General features: G+C 64.0%; 15 protein-coding genes and 1 riboswitch. Of the genes, 5 read left to right on the top strand and 10 right to left on the bottom strand.

From position 1 onward, the window contains the following. Positions 1–29: 29 nt before the first annotated feature. The 3 genes from cobM to ACN0X6_RS06840 are packed head-to-tail and all read right to left on the bottom strand — an operon-like array spanning position 30 to position 1,767. Entirely contained in the window at positions 30–785 is a 756-nt protein-coding gene (gene cobM / locus ACN0X6_RS06850; RefSeq protein ID WP_417702871.1) for a precorrin-4 C(11)-methyltransferase, read from the bottom strand. Positions 786–821: 36 nt separating this feature from the next. Next, positions 822–1,367, bottom strand: coding sequence for a hypothetical protein (locus tag ACN0X6_RS06845; RefSeq protein WP_417702870.1), 546 nt, complete (start codon positions 1,365–1,367; stop codon positions 822–824). Positions 1,368–1,377: 10 nt separating this feature from the next. Continuing rightward, a complete protein-coding gene (locus ACN0X6_RS06840; protein ID WP_417702953.1) occupies positions 1,378–1,767 on the bottom strand; it encodes a cobalamin biosynthesis protein in 390 nt (129 codons plus the stop codon). A 128-nt stretch (positions 1,768–1,895) separates the two neighbouring features. After that, positions 1,896–2,092: riboswitch (cobalamin riboswitch) on the top strand. A gap of 94 nt (positions 2,093–2,186) precedes the next feature. Here ACN0X6_RS06840 and cobW point away from each other — a divergent pair. The 5 genes from cobW to cobF all read left to right on the top strand — a co-directional run bounded on the left by cobW (position 2,187) and on the right by cobF (position 9,921). Next, the gene (gene cobW / locus ACN0X6_RS06835; RefSeq protein WP_417702869.1) at positions 2,187–3,236 is read left to right on the top strand and encodes a cobalamin biosynthesis protein CobW; all 1,050 of its coding nucleotides are present in this window, start codon (positions 2,187–2,189) and stop codon (positions 3,234–3,236) included. Positions 3,237–3,373: 137 nt separating this feature from the next. Then, positions 3,374–7,120 carry a cobaltochelatase subunit CobN gene (gene cobN, locus ACN0X6_RS06830; protein WP_417702868.1) on the top strand — a complete coding sequence of 1,249 codons (3,747 nt, stop codon included), beginning with the start codon at positions 3,374–3,376 and terminating at the stop codon, positions 7,118–7,120. Positions 7,121–7,406: 286 nt separating this feature from the next. Next, entirely contained in the window at positions 7,407–8,408 is a 1,002-nt protein-coding gene (locus ACN0X6_RS06825; protein ID WP_417702867.1) for an ATP-binding protein, read from the top strand. Continuing rightward, complete coding sequence (locus tag ACN0X6_RS06820; RefSeq protein WP_417702952.1) at positions 8,390–9,157, top strand: vWA domain-containing protein; 768 nt, start codon at positions 8,390–8,392, stop codon at positions 9,155–9,157. The genes ACN0X6_RS06825 and ACN0X6_RS06820 overlap by 19 nt, the downstream gene beginning before the upstream one ends. Further along, positions 9,154–9,921, top strand: a complete 768-nt coding sequence (cobF, locus tag ACN0X6_RS06815) for a precorrin-6A synthase (deacetylating) (protein WP_417702866.1) — start codon at positions 9,154–9,156, stop codon at positions 9,919–9,921. Before ACN0X6_RS06820 ends, cobF begins: the two co-directional genes overlap by 4 nt. Positions 9,922–9,979: 58 nt before the next feature. Here the strand turns inward: cobF and ACN0X6_RS06810 are convergent, their stop codons facing one another. The 7 genes from ACN0X6_RS06810 to ACN0X6_RS06780 form a co-directional block, all read right to left on the bottom strand. After that, positions 9,980–10,876 (bottom strand): nucleotidyl transferase AbiEii/AbiGii toxin family protein, encoded by an 897-nt coding sequence (locus ACN0X6_RS06810; protein WP_417702865.1) that lies wholly within the window; start codon positions 10,874–10,876, stop codon positions 9,980–9,982. After that, positions 10,863–11,432: a type IV toxin-antitoxin system AbiEi family antitoxin gene (gene abiEi / locus ACN0X6_RS06805; RefSeq protein WP_160018713.1), complete on the bottom strand. Its 570-nt coding sequence runs from the start codon at positions 11,430–11,432 to the stop codon at positions 10,863–10,865. Before abiEi ends, ACN0X6_RS06810 begins: the two co-directional genes overlap by 14 nt. Positions 11,433–11,692: 260 nt before the next feature. Continuing rightward, positions 11,693–12,163, bottom strand: coding sequence for a GNAT family N-acetyltransferase (locus ACN0X6_RS06800; protein WP_417702864.1), 471 nt, complete (start codon positions 12,161–12,163; stop codon positions 11,693–11,695). A 30-nt stretch (positions 12,164–12,193) separates the two neighbouring features. Continuing rightward, complete coding sequence (locus ACN0X6_RS06795) at positions 12,194–12,706, bottom strand: GNAT family N-acetyltransferase (protein WP_417702863.1); 513 nt, start codon at positions 12,704–12,706, stop codon at positions 12,194–12,196. After that, positions 12,706–14,862 carry a TonB-dependent receptor family protein gene (locus ACN0X6_RS06790; protein ID WP_417702862.1) on the bottom strand — a complete coding sequence of 719 codons (2,157 nt, stop codon included), beginning with the start codon at positions 14,860–14,862 and terminating at the stop codon, positions 12,706–12,708. The genes ACN0X6_RS06795 and ACN0X6_RS06790 overlap by 1 nt, the downstream gene beginning before the upstream one ends. A gap of 119 nt (positions 14,863–14,981) precedes the next feature. Further along, positions 14,982–15,599, bottom strand: a complete 618-nt coding sequence (locus ACN0X6_RS06785) for an FMN-dependent NADH-azoreductase (protein WP_417702861.1) — start codon at positions 15,597–15,599, stop codon at positions 14,982–14,984. A 26-nt stretch (positions 15,600–15,625) separates the two neighbouring features. Next, positions 15,626–16,114 carry a carboxymuconolactone decarboxylase family protein gene (locus tag ACN0X6_RS06780; RefSeq protein ID WP_417702951.1) on the bottom strand — a complete coding sequence of 163 codons (489 nt, stop codon included), beginning with the start codon at positions 16,112–16,114 and terminating at the stop codon, positions 15,626–15,628. Between the last annotated feature and the right edge of the window lie 116 nt (positions 16,115–16,230).

Raw genomic sequence — 16,230 nt, 5'->3', positions numbered from 1 at the left:
TCAGCGCTCTGTACGGTTTCTCGCCACACTCAAGCGATGCCGGGACGGTAGAGGTGGCGATGCGCCGCGTCGTACAGCGCCGATTCGGCGAAGGCGCCGGGATCGAGCACGCGGCCGACCAGAATCAGCGCCGTACGGCGGAAGTCCTTGGCGGCGACCTTCTCCTGGATATCGGCGAGGGTGCCCAGTACCCAGTCCTGATCCGGCCAGCTGGCCCTGTGGATAACCGCGATGGGGCAGTCGGCGCCGTAGTGCGGCAGCAGTTCGGCGACTATGGCCGGCAGCTGGCGCACGCCGAGGTGGATGGCCATGGTTGCACGGTGCCGCGCCAGGTCGTGCAGTTGCTCGCCTTCGGGCATCGGCGAGGTGGTGCCGTAACGAGTGAGGATTACGGTCTGGGCGACGCCCGGCAGGGTCAGTTCGCATTCCAGCAGCGCCGCGCAGGCAGCGGTGGCGGTGACGCCGGGGATGATCTCGAAGGGAATATCGAGGGCACGCAGCTCGCGAATCTGCTCGCCGATGGCGCCGTACAGCGACGGGTCGCCGGAGTGCACGCGGGCCACGTCCTGGCCACGCTCATGGGCTTGACGCAGCAGTTCGATGATCTCGCCAAGGTGAAGTTCGGCAGTGTTGACCAGCTGTTCGGCGCTATTGCCTGCAATAACTGCCTCGGGCACCAGTGAGCCGGCATACAGAATGACCGGGCACGAACGGATCAGACGCTGGCCCTTGACGGTGATCAGCTCGGGGTCGCCGGGGCCGGCGCCGATGAAGTAGACGGTCATGAGGCATGCCTTGTCAGGAGGAGGGGTTTGCTCTGTTCATGCTTGGCGCATCAGGATTTTGGCCGTGATGATTGCGGGCTCGTTTTCATAGCCGCGCTCGGCTAGTGCGATCACTTTGTTGCGAATATCTTCCGGTGACCAGAACAGCCATCCGTTTCGAGAGAACAACTCCTGGATTTCGGCATTCTTGGATTGATAGACCTTACCGGCAGCGAGTCCCAGAACAATTTCGGTAGTCCGGTCGCCCATTCCGCAATCTATTAGATCCTGTCTGAGCCGTTGGAAAACGATCGACCTGTAATTTTCGCAAGTAAACAGTTTGTACTTGCCTTCAGGAATGTCATGGTTCTCGCTAAGGCATGACAGCCTGACGCCGGGGGAGTCGAGAAAGGATTTTGCTTCAAAGGCAAGAAGTCTATTTTCGCTGGGCTTGTAAGCGAGAAGGTCAATTTCCGGGCGTGGAATGGAGTGCTTACCCACCTGCCGTTTTTCCTCCTTGGTCAGGTTGACCTTGAATGATTGCCGAACCCAATACCCTTCACCTTCAAGCAAAGTCTTGATAACGCTTTCGAAATAATCCAAGGCTAGATGCTCAAGTTATTGAAAATGTTGCCAACGCACAGGTGGCGTTGGCCGTATAGGTTTTATCGCCCAGCAGGCGGGCAGCCGTGCCCAGTCGCGTGGCCAGAGCCAGGGCGCAGGGTTCAGCTACAGCGGGGCTGCCCGTTATGGATCGGATAAGAGGACTGCCGGCTTTCTCCGGCTGGTAGAGCGTGAGCGCTTCGGGAGTGAAGAACGTCAGCTCCAGATTCAGGTGCATGGCCAGTTCACGCAGCCCCGGTTCGTCACGCTTGTGGGCGATGCTGGCCAATCCAGCGAGGTTATCCACAGTCAGCCCATGCTGGGCCAGGCTGTGGATGAGCAGGGCGAGCAAGTCTTGGCGGGGGCAATCGCGCCTGCAACCCAGCCCGGCTACCACCATGGGCGAGGCGTCAGGACCGGGATTCGAGGGGCGATGCATCATGAAGGGCGCTCGTGCTGTGCAGCGGCGTAGCTCACCATGGCGCATTCCACCGGTCAACCGCGATTGACCGGCCGCCACGGCCTGCGTAGCCTTCTCGCTTTCGAGGTTCTTCCCGGCATGCCGCCGGGGAGCTAAGAGGGAACAGGGTCGATGCCCTGGCTGCCCCCGCAACTGTGAACGGTCTTAAACCCTTCGATACACCACTGCCGTAGGGCGGGAAGGTGAAGGACGCGCAACGCGCAGACCGTGAGCCAGGAGACCTGCCTCGACTGACCAGCCACTTGCTCGGACGGGGTGATCCGACGCGGCCAGCACGCCCCTGCGTGCCCGCCTGCGCGTCCCCGTCCGCCGAAATTAACGACGCCACGGGGCCCTTCATGAAAACCCTCGCCAAACTGCCTGTCACCATCGTCACCGGTTTTCTCGGTGCCGGCAAAACCACTCTGCTGCGTCACCTGTTGGCCCATGCCGAAGGGCGCCGTATCGCGGTGATCGTCAACGAGTTCGGCGAGCTGGGCATCGATGGCGAAATCCTCAGGCAGTGCTCCATCGGCTGCAGCGAGGAGGAGGCCAACGGCCGCGTTTTCGAGCTGGCCAACGGCTGCCTGTGCTGCACGGTGCAGGAAGAGTTCTTCCCGGTGATGCGCGAGCTGGTGGCGCGCCGTGGCGACCTGGACCATATCCTTATCGAAACCAGCGGTCTGGCGTTGCCCAAGCCACTGGTGCAAGCCTTCAACTGGCCGGAAATTCGCAATGCCTGCACGGTCGATGCGGTGATCACCGTGGTCGACAGCCCTGCTGTGGCCGCTGGCACCTTCGCCGCCTTCCCCGATCAGGTGGACGAGCAGCGTAGGCTCGACCCCAACCTGGATCACGAATCGCCCCTGCACGAGCTGTTCGCCGACCAGTTGGCCAGCGCCGACCTGGTGATCCTCAACAAGGCTGACCTGCTCGACGCCGAGGCGCTGGCTGCGGTGCGCGCCGAGGTTGCCGAGGAGCTGCCGCCGGCGGTCAAGGTGATCGAGGCGCACGGCGGCGAGCTGCCGCTGGACGTGCTGCTGGGCCTGAACAGCGAAACCGAGCTGCATATAGACAGCCGCCGCACCCATCACGACGATGAAGACGACGACCACGATCACGAGGAATTCGACTCGTTCCACGTGGAACTACCGGAAGCTGAGGAGGCGCGCTTGCTGGCCACACTGAAGGATGCGGTGGCCAGGTACGGCATCCTGCGGGTGAAAGGCTTCGCGGCCATCCCTGGCAAACCGATGCGTCTGCTGGTGCAGGGTGTTGGCCAGCGCTTCGATCGTCACTTCGATCGCGCCTGGCTGGCCGACGAGCCGCGTCTAAGCCGCCTGGTGGTGATCGGCCAACAGCTCGACCGCGCGGCCATCGAGGCCGAGCTGAAAGCGGCGCTGGCCTGATACGGAACGTAGGGCGTACTCGCGTAGCAGTACGCCGTGTGGACGTTTGCGCTGGCGGTGGACTGTTCGCTTCGCTCCTGAGTCCACCCTACGACGCCATCACCAGTTGCGGCTGAAGCCCCTCCCACGGAACGACCATGCACCTACTGCGCACCCAGCCCGGCGCTCAATTGCCGGCCGACAGCATCGCCGATCTTGGCCAGACGCCTGCCGAGCTGGTGATCCTGTGCACGGGTGATTCGCACCTGTCTTTGCTGGCAGAAGCCGCCCGGCAACTGCCGGACGACTACCCCAGCCTGCGCCTGGCCAGCCCGGCGCAGCTGAGCAACAACGCCTCGGTGGACTACTACGTCGAGCAGGTGCTGCAGCACGCCAGGGTCATCCTGATCTCGGTGCATGGCGGGGTCAGCTACTGGCGCTATGGCGTCGAGCGCCTGGTGGAGCTGGGGGCGCGTGGCGCCAAGGTGATCATGGTGCCCGGCGACGACAAGCCGGACCCGGAGCTGAATGCGCTCGGTAACGTCGGTGAGGAAGACAGCCTGCGTCTCTGGCAGTACCTGCGCCAGGGCGGGCTAGATAACGCCCGTCAATTGTTCCGCTGCATCGGCAGCCGCTGGCTGGGCCGCGCAGACAGTTGGCAGGAGCCGCAGCCGCTGCCGCGTGTTGGTCTTTATCACCCGCAGCACAGCCCCGCTCAGTTGGCTGACTGGCACGCGCAGTGGCAACCCGGCGCACCTGTGGTGGCGCTGCTGTTCTACCGTAACCATGTGCAGTCGGCGAACACCGCCTTCGTCGATGCCTTCTGCGATCACCTCGTCGCTCAGGGACTCAACCCGCTACCCATCGCCGTGGCCAGTCTCAAGGAAGCGGCCTGCCTGGATCAGGTGCAGACCTGGCTGGACGAGACGAGCGCCGCGCTGATCATCAACACCACCGGCTTCGCGCTCTCCAACCCCGAGGCGCCGCAGGCACGGGTGTTCCGCCGCGATATCCCGGTGCTGCAGGCCATCTGCTCGCTGGACAACCAGGCGCAATGGCAGGCCAGCGCCCAGGGCTTGGGCTCGCGCGACCTGGCCATGCATGTGGTGCTGCCCGAGCTGGATGGCCGGCTGATCGGCACCGCCATCAGCTTCAAGGGCCTGGCCTGGCGCAGCGAGCGTAGCCAGAGTGACGTGGTGTGCTACCAGGCACACGAATCGGGAATGGCTTTCGTCGCCGAACTGGCGAGTAATTGGTGTCATTTGGCGATTAAAGGTAACGATCAGAAGCGAATAGGTTTGATCCTGGCCAACTACCCGACCCGCGATGGCCGCATTGGCAACGGCGTGGGCCTGGATACGCCCGCCGCCGCACTGAACATCCTCCGTGCGCTGCAGGCACAGGGCTATCCTGTGGGTAACCTGCCGGGTAGCGGCACCGAACTTGTCCACAGCCTGCTCGGCGGTGTCACCAACGACCTCGACGGCCTGGATTCGCGGCCCTGCGCGCAAAGCCTGGCGCTGGACGACTATCTGAGGTTTTTCCACAGACTGCCTGAGCAGAATCAGCAGGCCGTGCGCGAGCGCTGGGGCGAGCCGCAGCAGGACCCGATGTTCCGCAGCGGACGGATGATGGTCGCCGGCCTGCGCTTCGGGCTGACTTTCGTCGGTATCCAGCCCGCGCGCGGCTACCAGCTCGACCCGGCGGCGGTGTACCACGACCCGGATCTGGTGCCGCCGCATGGTTACATCGCCTTCTACGCCTGGCTGCGTACGGCGTTCGCCGCCGATGCGCTGATCCACGTCGGCAAGCATGGCAACCTGGAGTGGCTGCCGGGCAAGAGCGTCGGCCTGTCCGAGAACTGCTGGCCGCAGGCGCTGATCGGCCCGTTGCCGAATATCTATCCTTTCATCGTCAACGATCCCGGTGAGGGCGCGCAGGCCAAGCGCCGTACCCAGGCGGTGATCATCGACCACCTGATGCCGCCGCTGACCCGTGCCGAGAGCTACGGCCCGCTACGCGACCTTGAGCGCCTGGCTGACGAGTATTTCGAGGCCAGCCAGCTCGACCAGCGTCGCGCCGTGGAGCTGCGCGGCGAGATCCTGGCCAAGGTGCGCGAGGCCAGCCTCGACCGCGAGTTGGGCCTGCAACTCAACGATGACGGCGACAGCTGGCTGCCGCAGCTCGATGCTTACCTGTGCGACCTCAAGGAATCGCAGATCCGCGACGGCCTGCATGTGTTCGGCGAGTCGCCTGCTGGCCAACTGCGTCGTGACACCCTGCTGGCGCTGTTGCGCATCCCCCGTGGCGATGGCCAGGGCGCCAATGCCAGCCTGCTGCGCGCGCTGGCGCGTGGCCTGGAGCTGGGCCTCGACCCGCTGGATTGCGACATGGGCCAGCCCTGGGAGGGGCTGCGTCCACAGGCATTGCAGGCTGTGGATAACAGCCTGTGGCGCAGCGTCGGCGACACCCGCGAGCGCCTGGAGCTGCTGGCGCTGAGGCTGATCGAGCAGCGCCTGGCCGGAGAGCGCATCTGCGATCTCGGCGCCGAGGTAGCGCTGATTCTCGATGGCCTGGCCGAGCACGTTGCCCCCTTGCTCGATGCCTGCGGCGACGCCGAGATGGGCGGCCTGCTGGCGGCGCTGCAAGGGCGTTTCGTACCTGCCGGGCCGAGTGGCGCGCCTAGCCGTGGGCGCCTCGACGTGCTGCCTACCGGGCGCAACTTCTTCACCGTCGACGTACGCCACCTGCCCACGCCCACCGCCTGGCGCCTCGGCGTGCAGGCTGCCGACCGCCTGCTGGAGCGCCATCTACAGGACGAGGGCGACCACCTGCGCCAGCTCGGCCTGTCGGTGTGGGGCACGGCGACCATGCGTACCGGCGGCGACGATATTGCCCAGGCGCTGGCGCTGATGGGCGTGCGCCCGGTGTGGCAGCCGGGCAGCCAACGTGTCGAGCGCTTCGAGGTATTGCCGCTGGAGCAGCTCGGTCGGCCCCGTGTGGACGTTACCCTGCGCGTCTCTGGCTTCTTCCGCGATGCCTTCAGCAACCTGATTCGCCTGTTCGACGAGGCCGTGCAGGCGGTGATCGAGCTGGATGAGCCGCAAGACATGAATCCACTGTCAGCGCGGGTCTGGCGTGAATCGCTGGCACTGAAGGACTGCGGCCTGGATGAAGACGAAGCGCGGCGTCAGGCTGGCTGGCGGGTGTTCGGTGCCAAGCCGGGCGCCTATGGCGCCGGGGTGCAGAACGCCATCGAGGAGCGTCTGTGGCAGAGCCGCGCCGATCTGGCCGAGGTCTACCTCAACTGGGGCGGCTACGCCTACGGCAGCGGTGCCGAGGGTACGCCTGCGCGGCAGCGCTTCGTCGAGCGCCTGGAGCAGATGCAGGCGGTGCTGCACAACCAGGATAACCGCGAGCACGACATCCTCGACTCCAACGACTACTACCAGTTCCAGGGCGGCATGCTGGCGGCGGTGGAAACCCTGCGCGGGCTCAAGGTGGCCAGCTACTTCGGCGACAACAGCCAGCCGGATACGCCGCGCATTCGCACCTTGAAGGAAGAACTCAATCGCGTGGTGCGTGCACGCGCTGCCAATCCCAAATGGATCGAGGGCATGAAGCGCCACGGCTACAAGGGCGCCTTCGAACTGGCCGCGACCATCGACTACCTGTTCGCCTTCGACGCTACCAGCGAGCTGGTCGACGACCACCAGTACGCGCTGCTGACCGATGCCTATTTGCTCGATAGGGATACCCGCGACTTTATCCAGCAGCACAACCCAGGCGCGCTCAACGATATCCTCGAACGCCTGCTGGAAGCCCAGCAGCGCGGCCTGTGGGAGAATCCCGGCGAGTACCGTGCAGCGCTGGAAAACCTGCTGCTCGACAGCGAGGAATCATGAAACGACGCGTTCCCGTAGGGTGGGTTAGCCGCCTGTCGAGGTTACCGGCCAACTCGCAGAAGCGGGTGCGGCGTAACCCACCATCGGCGTCACACGACATATCGCCTGGTGGGTTACGCGGCGCGCCGAGGTTTTCTGCAGATATAAGACCGGCGTTCTGCGCCGCTAACCCACCCTACGGGGGCAGCGTGCCCATTGTGGGAGGCGCTTCAGCGGCGACATGCTCGCGGCTAAAGCCCCTCCCACAAAAGCCAGGTGCGACTGCTCACCTCCACGGATCGTGTCCATGACCGAACATCATTTCCCCCTCGCCGCCGTGGTCGGCGCCGATTCGCTGAAGCTGGCGCTGTGCCTGGCGGCCATCGATCCGGCCATCGGCGGCGTGTTGATCGAAGGCCCGCGTGGCATGGCCAAGTCCACGCTGGCCCGTGGCCTGGCCGATCTGCAGGGTGGTGGGCGCTTTGTCACCCTGCCGCTGGGGGCGAGCGAGGAACGCATCGTCGGCACCCTGGATCTGGATGCGGCACTGGGCGAGGGCCGCGCGCAGTTTTCCCCCGGGCTGTTGGCCCGTGCCGACGGCGGCGTGCTCTATGTCGACGAGGTCAACCTGCTGCCCGATCATCTGGTCGATCTGCTGCTCGATGCCGCCGCCAGTGGCATCAACCACGTCGAGCGTGACGGCATCTCCCACCGGCATGCCGCGCGCTTCGTGCTGATCGGCACCATGAACGCCGAGGAGGGCGAACTGCGTCCGCAACTGCTCGACCGCTTCGGCCTCAACCTGGCGCTGGATGGCCAGCCGCAACCGACCGAGCGCGCCGAGATCGTGCGCCGTCGCCTGGCCTTCGATGCTGATCCTGCCGCTTTCCTGCAACGCTGGCAGGATGAGCAGAACGCCCTGGCCGCCCGTTGCTGCAATGCCCGCCAGCGTCTGGCCGATATCCCGCTGGATGATGCGGCGCTGGGCGAAATCAGCCAACGCTGCTTCGCCGCCAGCGTCGATGGCCTGCGCGCCGATCTGGTCTGGCTGCGCGCCGCCCGTGCTCATGCGGCCTGGCGTGGCGCGGCGGTTATCGAGTCTGTGGATATCGATGCGGTGGAAGATTTCGTCCTCCGTCATCGCCGTCGCCAGTCGCAAGCGCCTGCTGCCACGCCGCCCGAGCAGAGCCAGGCGCCGCAGCAGACGCAGGAACAAAGCCAAGGCGAAGGTCAGTGGGGCGAGCTGCCGGCGCAGCCGCAGGCCATGGGTGAGCGGCGGGTGCCGCCGCGCTGGCCAAAAAAGCCCTGAGCATCCGCCCGCGCACAGCCACTGGCGCGGATGCCCGTAACCGGCCCGGACGACTCGGCGGCGGCCATCGCGGCGCTGCCCGTGCTGGCGTGCACGGTCGTATCGACTGGGCGGCGACCCTGCGCCAGGGCCGACCGCAACGCCGCGAACAGTTGGTACTGGGCCCGCGCAGCCAGCAGGCTGAGGAACTCTGGCTGGTGCTGGTCGATGCTTCTGCTTCGACCCGGCGCCATGGTGCGCTGAGCCGGGCCAAGGGCGTGCTCACCGAAGTGTTCGACAGCGCCTATCGCCAGCGTGCGCGCCTGGCCGTGCTGCAGGCCGGTGGCCGCGAAGCGCAATGGTTGTGGCAGGGGCGCAAGGCCAGCGCCGAGCTGCATCGCTGGTTGCACGAGGTGGGCGCAGGAGGCGGCACGCCGCTGCTCGACGCGCTGAATCAGGCCGGCGACTGGCTGCTGCGCCGCCAGCGCGCGAAACCGCACGAGCGCCAGCGCCTGCTGATCCTCACCGATGGCCGCCTGCGCGACTGGCCAACGCTCGCGCCGCTGCCGTGTCCGACCCTGCTGCTCGACACCGAACGCGCGCCCATCCGCCTGGGCCGCGCCCGCCAGCTGGCGCAGGTGCTGCAGGCCGAGTACCACCATATCGATGATTTACTGCCTGTAGGAGCCGCGGGGACACCTAACCTTGCGGGTGATGATCGCCGGCAAGCCGGCTCCTACGGGTTGTCCGTTACCTGGAGAACCCCATGAAAACCCTGCTGCTGGTCGGCATCGGCGCCGGCGACCCGGACTACATCACCTTCCAGGCGATCAAGGCGCTGCGTCGCAGCGACGTGATCTTTCTGATGGACAAGGGCGCGGCCAAGCACAAGCTCAACGCCTTGCGCCGGGAGATCTGCGCACGCTTTCTCGACGGTCACACACCGCGTTTCGTCGAAGGCCAGCAGCCGGAACGTGAACGCGATGCCGCCGACTACCGCGCCAGCGTCGATGAACTCAACCGTGACAAGCAGGCGGTATTCGAGCAACTGATCGACGAGCAGATGGCCGATGGCGAGACGGCGGCCTTCATGGTCTGGGGCGACCCGTCGCTGTACGACAGCAGCATCCGCATCATCGAAGCCATCGCCGCGCGCCGCAGTGATTTCACCTACGACGTCATTCCCGGTATCACCAGCCTGCAGGCGCTGACCGCGCGTCATCGCATCCCGCTCAACAGCATTGGCCGCGCCGTGGAAATCACCACCGGCCGCCTGCTCGCCGAAGGCTGGCCGCAGGGCGTGGACAGCGTGGCGGTGATGCTCGATGCCAAGGACAGCTACCGCCGCTTCGTTGGCCACGGCCTGCATATCTACTGGGGCGCCTACGTCGGCACCACCGATGAAATCCTCATCGCCGGGCCGCTGGATGAGGTGGCTGAACGTATTGCCATGACCCGCGCCGAGGCGCGTGAACGCAATGGCTGGATCATGGACAGTTATCTGCTGCGCAAAGAGGGTGTGGCGGGGGCGTAACCTGAGGGGCGGTGGACAAGCAGAGCGTTGTCCACCCTACTGTGCAAGAGCAGCCCGCTTACATCATGAAGTGGCTGGAATCCTCTGCGGGGCCGAGGCTGTTTTGCGCGCGGCGTATCAAGCGTGGAACCTCGTCGATCAGATAAGCCCAGAATCTGTCGTCGTTCACCGTCTGTTCAACGAGTTGGATTGGCAGGAAACGCTGCATTTCGCTGCGAAAATCCGTCTTCACCTGCGGGTCGTTGATCAGCGTAGCTGAGCGCTGCGCAGCTTTTTCCAGGAAGTCGCGAGTTTGCACCCGATGGTCGTTGAGCTTGTCGGGCAGCAACTGCAGGGCTGGTTCTATCCTTTGCTGTTTCAGCCAGAGCAGATCCCAGAGGTCGCGGCTCTTGATCCGCCCCTGCCTAAGAACGAACGCCAGGATCTTGTCGACATGGATTTCCTCGAGTGCTTCTGCGTTGAGGATCAGGCCTTGGGTGCCCATGTCCACGCCATAGGGGTTGAGTAGCGCTCTGGGCGTGCTGATGTAGCTCGGGATGGCGCAGATATCGATATGGATGCGTTGGGCTGGCAGGTTGCGTGCGTCAGGGCGTGTCTGCACCTTCAGTTTCCAGGTATCGACGTTGCCGGACTCCTTGCTCGGTTCGCTGACGTCTACACGCAGGCTGTATTTCGCCTGCAACTTTTGGATCAGTGCTTCTCTCATCTGGGCGAAGTCGTCTCGGTTGAAATCGGCGCCACCCGTGAAGTCCAGATCCTCGCTCAGGCGATTGGAGCCATAGCAAGCCCGCAGGCAGGTTCCGCCGATAAAGCAGAGTTTCTCGAGCAAGCCGGCCTCGCTCAACACCAGCATGATGTCGTGATGCAGCAGTTCCTTTTCTACCACGACGCGCAGGTTGGCCAGGTCAGGCTGGTTGCCGATGGCCTGGTCTACCAGTTGGTCAAACAAGCTCATTGGCGATGCTCCAGTCGATCAGGTCGAGATTCCTTTTCGCCGCCTTCATGTCGCGGATGGCCAGCGCAGGCTTGGCTCGCCACATTCGGCATTTGCTGTCGTAATCGAGCTGTCCCGAGAGCGCTTCGGCTTTCTGCGCGGTGTGAACGAATTCGATGGTGCCCCACGAACCGCATTTGATCAGGCTGCTACGGCCCGACGACATCAGCGTGATCCAGTTCATCGGTATCTGCGAAATGATGCCCGTGTCGCTCAGCGCCGTTTCCAGGCTTATGTAGTTGAATTCATGTGCGCGCAGGCGCGCCGCAGCATGAAACAGCAACAGGCCGGTTGTCGGTTTGGCTGGCCGATAGAAGTAGAGGCCACGGCAGATGCGCTCCAGCTTGCCGTCCCTGGCAGCCCGGCTGAGCAATGCGCGGTAGGCCTCGGCGGAAATGTCCGGAACCAGGGCGCGCATATCCGAAGGCGTGAACAGGTAGCGTTCGGCATTCGCCAAGCTGCTCAGGCCGTCATGGAGGCGGCGTATGGGCTGGACTGTTTCGCGGCGTTGGCTCATCGGAATAACTCAACGGTAAGTGACGATAAGTGTAACTTACTGTTGAGTTTTCGCAATGAGACAAGTCCTGATGAGACGACGGATACCACCTGTTGGTCCGGCCAGTGCTTGCGAATCTACCGAGGCGTCTACGTTGGTACGGCCTATGAAATGTTCATCACTGGGTCAAATGCCTTGCCTCAGTTTGCTGCGCAAGAACGGTTCGGCGCAGGGATGACGTTAGGACGGTGGACAAGCAGAGCGTTGTCCACCCCTACGCGTTACTCGTGTTTTGAGTAGGCCTGCAGCGATTTTTCCATCACGACGGTGCGTTCCGCACCGTGGAACTCATCGCGAATTTTCCGATAGCCCATACTGGCGTAGAAACCTTCAGCGGTTAGTGAGGATGGTACCAACAGGGTGAGTATGTCGGCGTTCAGCGCCTGAGCGTGGATCGTTGCCATTAGCTTGCGACCCACTCCGCAGCCCTGATACTTGGGCTCAACGAAGACCGTTCTGACAACACCGCCGTCGAGGCTGGCGGTGGCGATCAGATCGTCGTGCATCGAGGCGACGAAAACCTTGCGCTTGTTGAGCAAGACCTCAACAGCTTCTGGCGTGAAGCTTTTCTCGACCTGGGCGATCACCTCGGGTGGATAGTCCTGAGCGTTCGACTCACGTAACGCGGCGATCACGATACTGCTGATCGCTGCAGCATCGTCCCTTGTTGCAAGTCTTATCATGCAGTCCATGCTGTTCTCGCTCTGTTGCCGTTCAACGACTCAATTGGAGTTTTCGATGTTGCTGATTTCTTCCTGATAAATCCGCATCCCACGTGCCTGGTAATTAGCCAACGCAGCTGGATGATCGAAGGTGCAGGTGTGCACCCAAACGCGCTCAGTCCCCGGCCACTGCCAGGCCGACTGAATGGCATGGCTGAGCAGTGGGCCACCGAAGCCGCGATCAAGAAACTGCGGAGCCAGGCCGAAGTAACGGATCTCCGTGCTGCGCCCGTCAGGACGGAACAGCTCGTAGTAACCTGCGATAGCGCCACGGTGATAGGCGACCCAGGTACGGTGTGCTTCGTTTTCCACCATGGTGCGCCACTGTGCGTCGCTCCAGTCGTCCAGGTCACCCCATTCCCAGGTCGAGCCGATCAGTTGATAGAGGAAACGGTTGAGCGCTGGCTGAGGCTCTTCGCACTCGACGATCTGCAGGTCGCTGCGCTGAGGCTTGGCCTTCAGTTGATCCGGCGAGGTCATTTCCAAGTAGTACGTGGTGTACGTCTGCGCCATCAGAGCCAACTCCAGGAAACCCCCGTATACACCCCAAACCCTTCCCCAGGCGTGGAGCGCGCCACGTCTGCGCCCTTGTCGTCATAGCCCGGCGTAACGGTGGCTGCATAGCGTTTGTCGGTCAGGTTGCGCAGGTCGAGCCAGGCTTGCCAGTCGTCTTTCGGTGAGGCGTAGCCGAGGGTGGCGCCGAAGGTGGCGTAGGCATCGGCGTAGTAGGAGTTGGCGTAATCCACCGTGACCTTCGAGGCGTACTGGCTGTTGAGGCCGGCGTAGAAGCCGCTCGGGTGGTCGTAGCGCAGTTCGACCTGGTAATAGTGGCGCGGCAGGCCGGGCAGGCGGTTGTCGCCGAATGCGTCGTCGCCTTCGTAGTGGAAGTCGCTGAAGGTGTAGGCCTGGCGCAGGCTCAGCGCGCCGGCGGCGCCGCCCTGCCACAGCGGGCTGGTCAGGCCGGCTTCGATGCCCTGATGCACGGTGGGGCTGGCGTTGGATTCGGCGAAGACGTTGGGCTCGATCTCGACGGTGAGCAGTTCATGGCGCACCTGCGAGTAGTAGTAGGTCAGCTCCCACTGGCCCAGTGCGGAATCGCCGCGCCCGCCGACCTCGAAGGTGGTGGCGGTCTGGTTGTCCAGGCTGATGGCAGCGCGCTGGCGCGCGGCATAGGGCTGCGTGGTGGTGCTGGAGAAGCGCAGTGGCGAGCCCCAGAGCATCGACCAGGCATGCGGCGGTTCCACCGAGCGGCTGATATTGCCGTACAGCTGCACCTCGGGGTTGAGCTGATAGCGCAGGCCGATACGTGGCGCGTAGTCCCAGATGCTTTCGTCGAGCTTGTCGTCGTTGGCCGGCCAGGTCACCTGCACGTCGCGGCGGGTATGGATCAGCGCCAGGCCGCTGGTCAGCCACAGGTCAGGCGTCAGCTCCAGCTCGTTGCCGATGTGCAGCACGCTGTCCGAGCCCAGGTGCTCGTAGGCGCGCATCAGGGTGCCGGCCGGATAAGTGACTGTTCCGCCAACAGGTCCCACGGTAATCGGCAACGCTGCGGTCTCTTTCGCTTTGCTGCTCGGCAGGTTGGTGGTACTGCGCCAGCCGATGGTGGTGCTGCTGTTGAGCCCGAACAGGGTATGCCGGCGCGTGTAATTCAGGCTGCCACTGACATCGCTGTAGTCCACGCGAATACGGTAGGCGCCGCCTCGGTAGGCGGTCTCGGTGATATCCATGGGGTAGTGGTGATAGGCCAGGCCGGCGACCAAGGTGGCGTCGTCGTCGATGCGCCAGGTGGTCTTGTTGGCCAGCCAGGTGCTGCCGGGCTGGTCACGGTGGGCGTCTATGCGCAGGTTGGCCGCAGCGGCCTGGCGTGGGTCGTCCTTGAGCTGGGCCTTGGTCAGGCGGCCCGGCGTTTCATGCTCGGTTTCGCGGTAGCGCAGGTAGAAGCGCGTCTCCAGATTCTCGTTGAGCCGATAGCCGAAGTTGGCGGCCACGCCTTTGCCCTTGCCCGATGAGTGATCCTGAAAACCGTCGGTTTGGCTGTCGGTGAGGGCGAGGTAATAGTCGAAATCGCCCAGCACCTGACCGGAGGCGATGTTGCGCTTCTGGTAACCACGGCTGCCGGTTTCATAGCGCAGTTGCAGCTTGGGCGCGGTGTAGCCGGTGTGTGTGATGTAGTCGATGGCGCCGCCCAGAGCCAGCGAGCCGCGATCGAAGCCATTGGCGCCACGCGACACTTCAGCGCGACTTATCCACAGGGGTTCCAGCAGCTCATAGGGCGTGCCGCCAGAGCCGGTCAGCGGCAGGCCGTCGAGCAGGATATGGGTGCCGGAGGCATGCGAGCCGGGGCCACGGTTGATGCCCGATCCGCGCACGCTGATCTTGACGCCCTCGTTGCCGGGCGACTGCGCATAGACGCCCGGCTGGTAGGCCAGCACGTCGGCGACGCCGGCCACGCGGCCCTGCTCGACCTTGTCCATGTCCACCAGGTTGGTGGCGCCGGGGACCTGTTTCAGCGCTTCCTGCGCGGCCTCGATTTCGCTCAGCGGTGCGCCACTGATTTGCATGGCGTCCAGTTGCATGGGCTGCTGAGCCAGGGCGATTGGCGCTGCCAGGCAGTTGAAGGTCAGCAGGGCCAGGCGGGCCGGTCGAGCGTATAGCGGCTGGGGCAACATGCGAAGGTTCCATTGAGCGGGCTACGAGTCTGTCTGATGGATGACGCAGGCGATTCGTCACCATCGCCCGCCACCCTACAGAATCCTTCGCTCAGATGCCTGACGTGTTGCCAGCCGTTTCACTCGGCAGCGAAAAACGCGGCTACCTGTGACTGCGCCACGGCGCGGGCTTCCAGCAGGGCCTGCTCACCTCTGGCGGTACCCTCCACACAGAAGAAGTGCATGTTCCTGAGGCCCACCGTGGCCAGGGCCGCCTGCAGGTAGGGGCGCAGGAAGTCTGGCTGCCGCGCCTGCTCGCCGTTGATCAGCCCGCCTGAGGCCAATGCCACGTACACCGGGCGATCACGTAGCAGGCCAACCTTACCTTGCGGTGTGCCGTTGAATGTCATGCGAATCCGCACGATGTGATCGACCCAGGCCTTGAGTGTCGAGGGGACGGTGTAGTTGTGCATGGGGGTGGCGATCAGCAGCACATCTGCTTCGTCGAGCTGACGGATCAGCTCGGCGGAGCGGCGCAGGGCGCTGCCGGGCTCTGTCTGGTCACTGTCAGAGGGAGACGCCAGAGCCATGGCATAGTCCCGATCGACATGTTGCAGATCGTTGAGGTCGACGTCCTGCACTGCCAGTGAGTGCCGGCCAGCGAGGCCGTCGAGCACCAGGTGAGACAGACGCAGGCTTTCTGATTCAGCGCCACGCGGGCTGCTGATCAGGCGCAGTACACGGATAGCTGCAGGCATGGGCGTAACCTCTGCGGAGCAAGGCATCAGGCCAGACCGGCCTTGTCCAGGCCGTACTGCTTGTCGGCGGAGCCAGGCAGGTTACGGAAGGCCACGCTCAGGCGATTCCAGCCATTGATGGCGACCACCAGGAAGCTCAGCTCCGACAGTTCCTGCTCGGAGAACTGCTCGCGCACGCTGGCGTAGATGGTGTCGGACACGCCATGCGGTGACAGTTGGGTCAGGGCTTCCGTCCACTCCAGTGCGGCGCGCTCCTGCTCGGAGAACAGCGGCGATTCGCGCCAGACGGCGACATGGTGCAGACGCAGCTCGCGCTCGCCATGGATCTTCGCTTCCTTCACGTGCATGTCGACGCAGAAGGCGCAGCCATTGATCTGCGAGGCACGCAGCATGACCAGGTGAGCCAGCGGCGCGAGGAATGGGCTGCGGGTCAGCAGCATGGAGAATTCGGCGTACTTGCCGGAGGCCTTGGGAGAGAGTGCAAAGTAGTCGAGGCGCTGGCTCATGGTCATCATCCGTATGCGAGGTGAGAAGAAACCGATGCCCCTCTGCAACTGGCAGAACCACTGTGGCCCGGTGAGGACGAATGTACGCAGCAGTGGTCTAGCCACATAGATCCATTCTTGCGAAT

The sequence above is a fragment of the Pseudomonas sp. genome (assembly GCF_048269965.1).
GTDB lineage: Bacteria > Pseudomonadota > Gammaproteobacteria > Pseudomonadales > Pseudomonadaceae > Aquipseudomonas.
The sequence above is the reverse complement of the archived record's forward strand: the minus strand, read 5'-3'. Positions and strand labels throughout refer to the sequence as shown.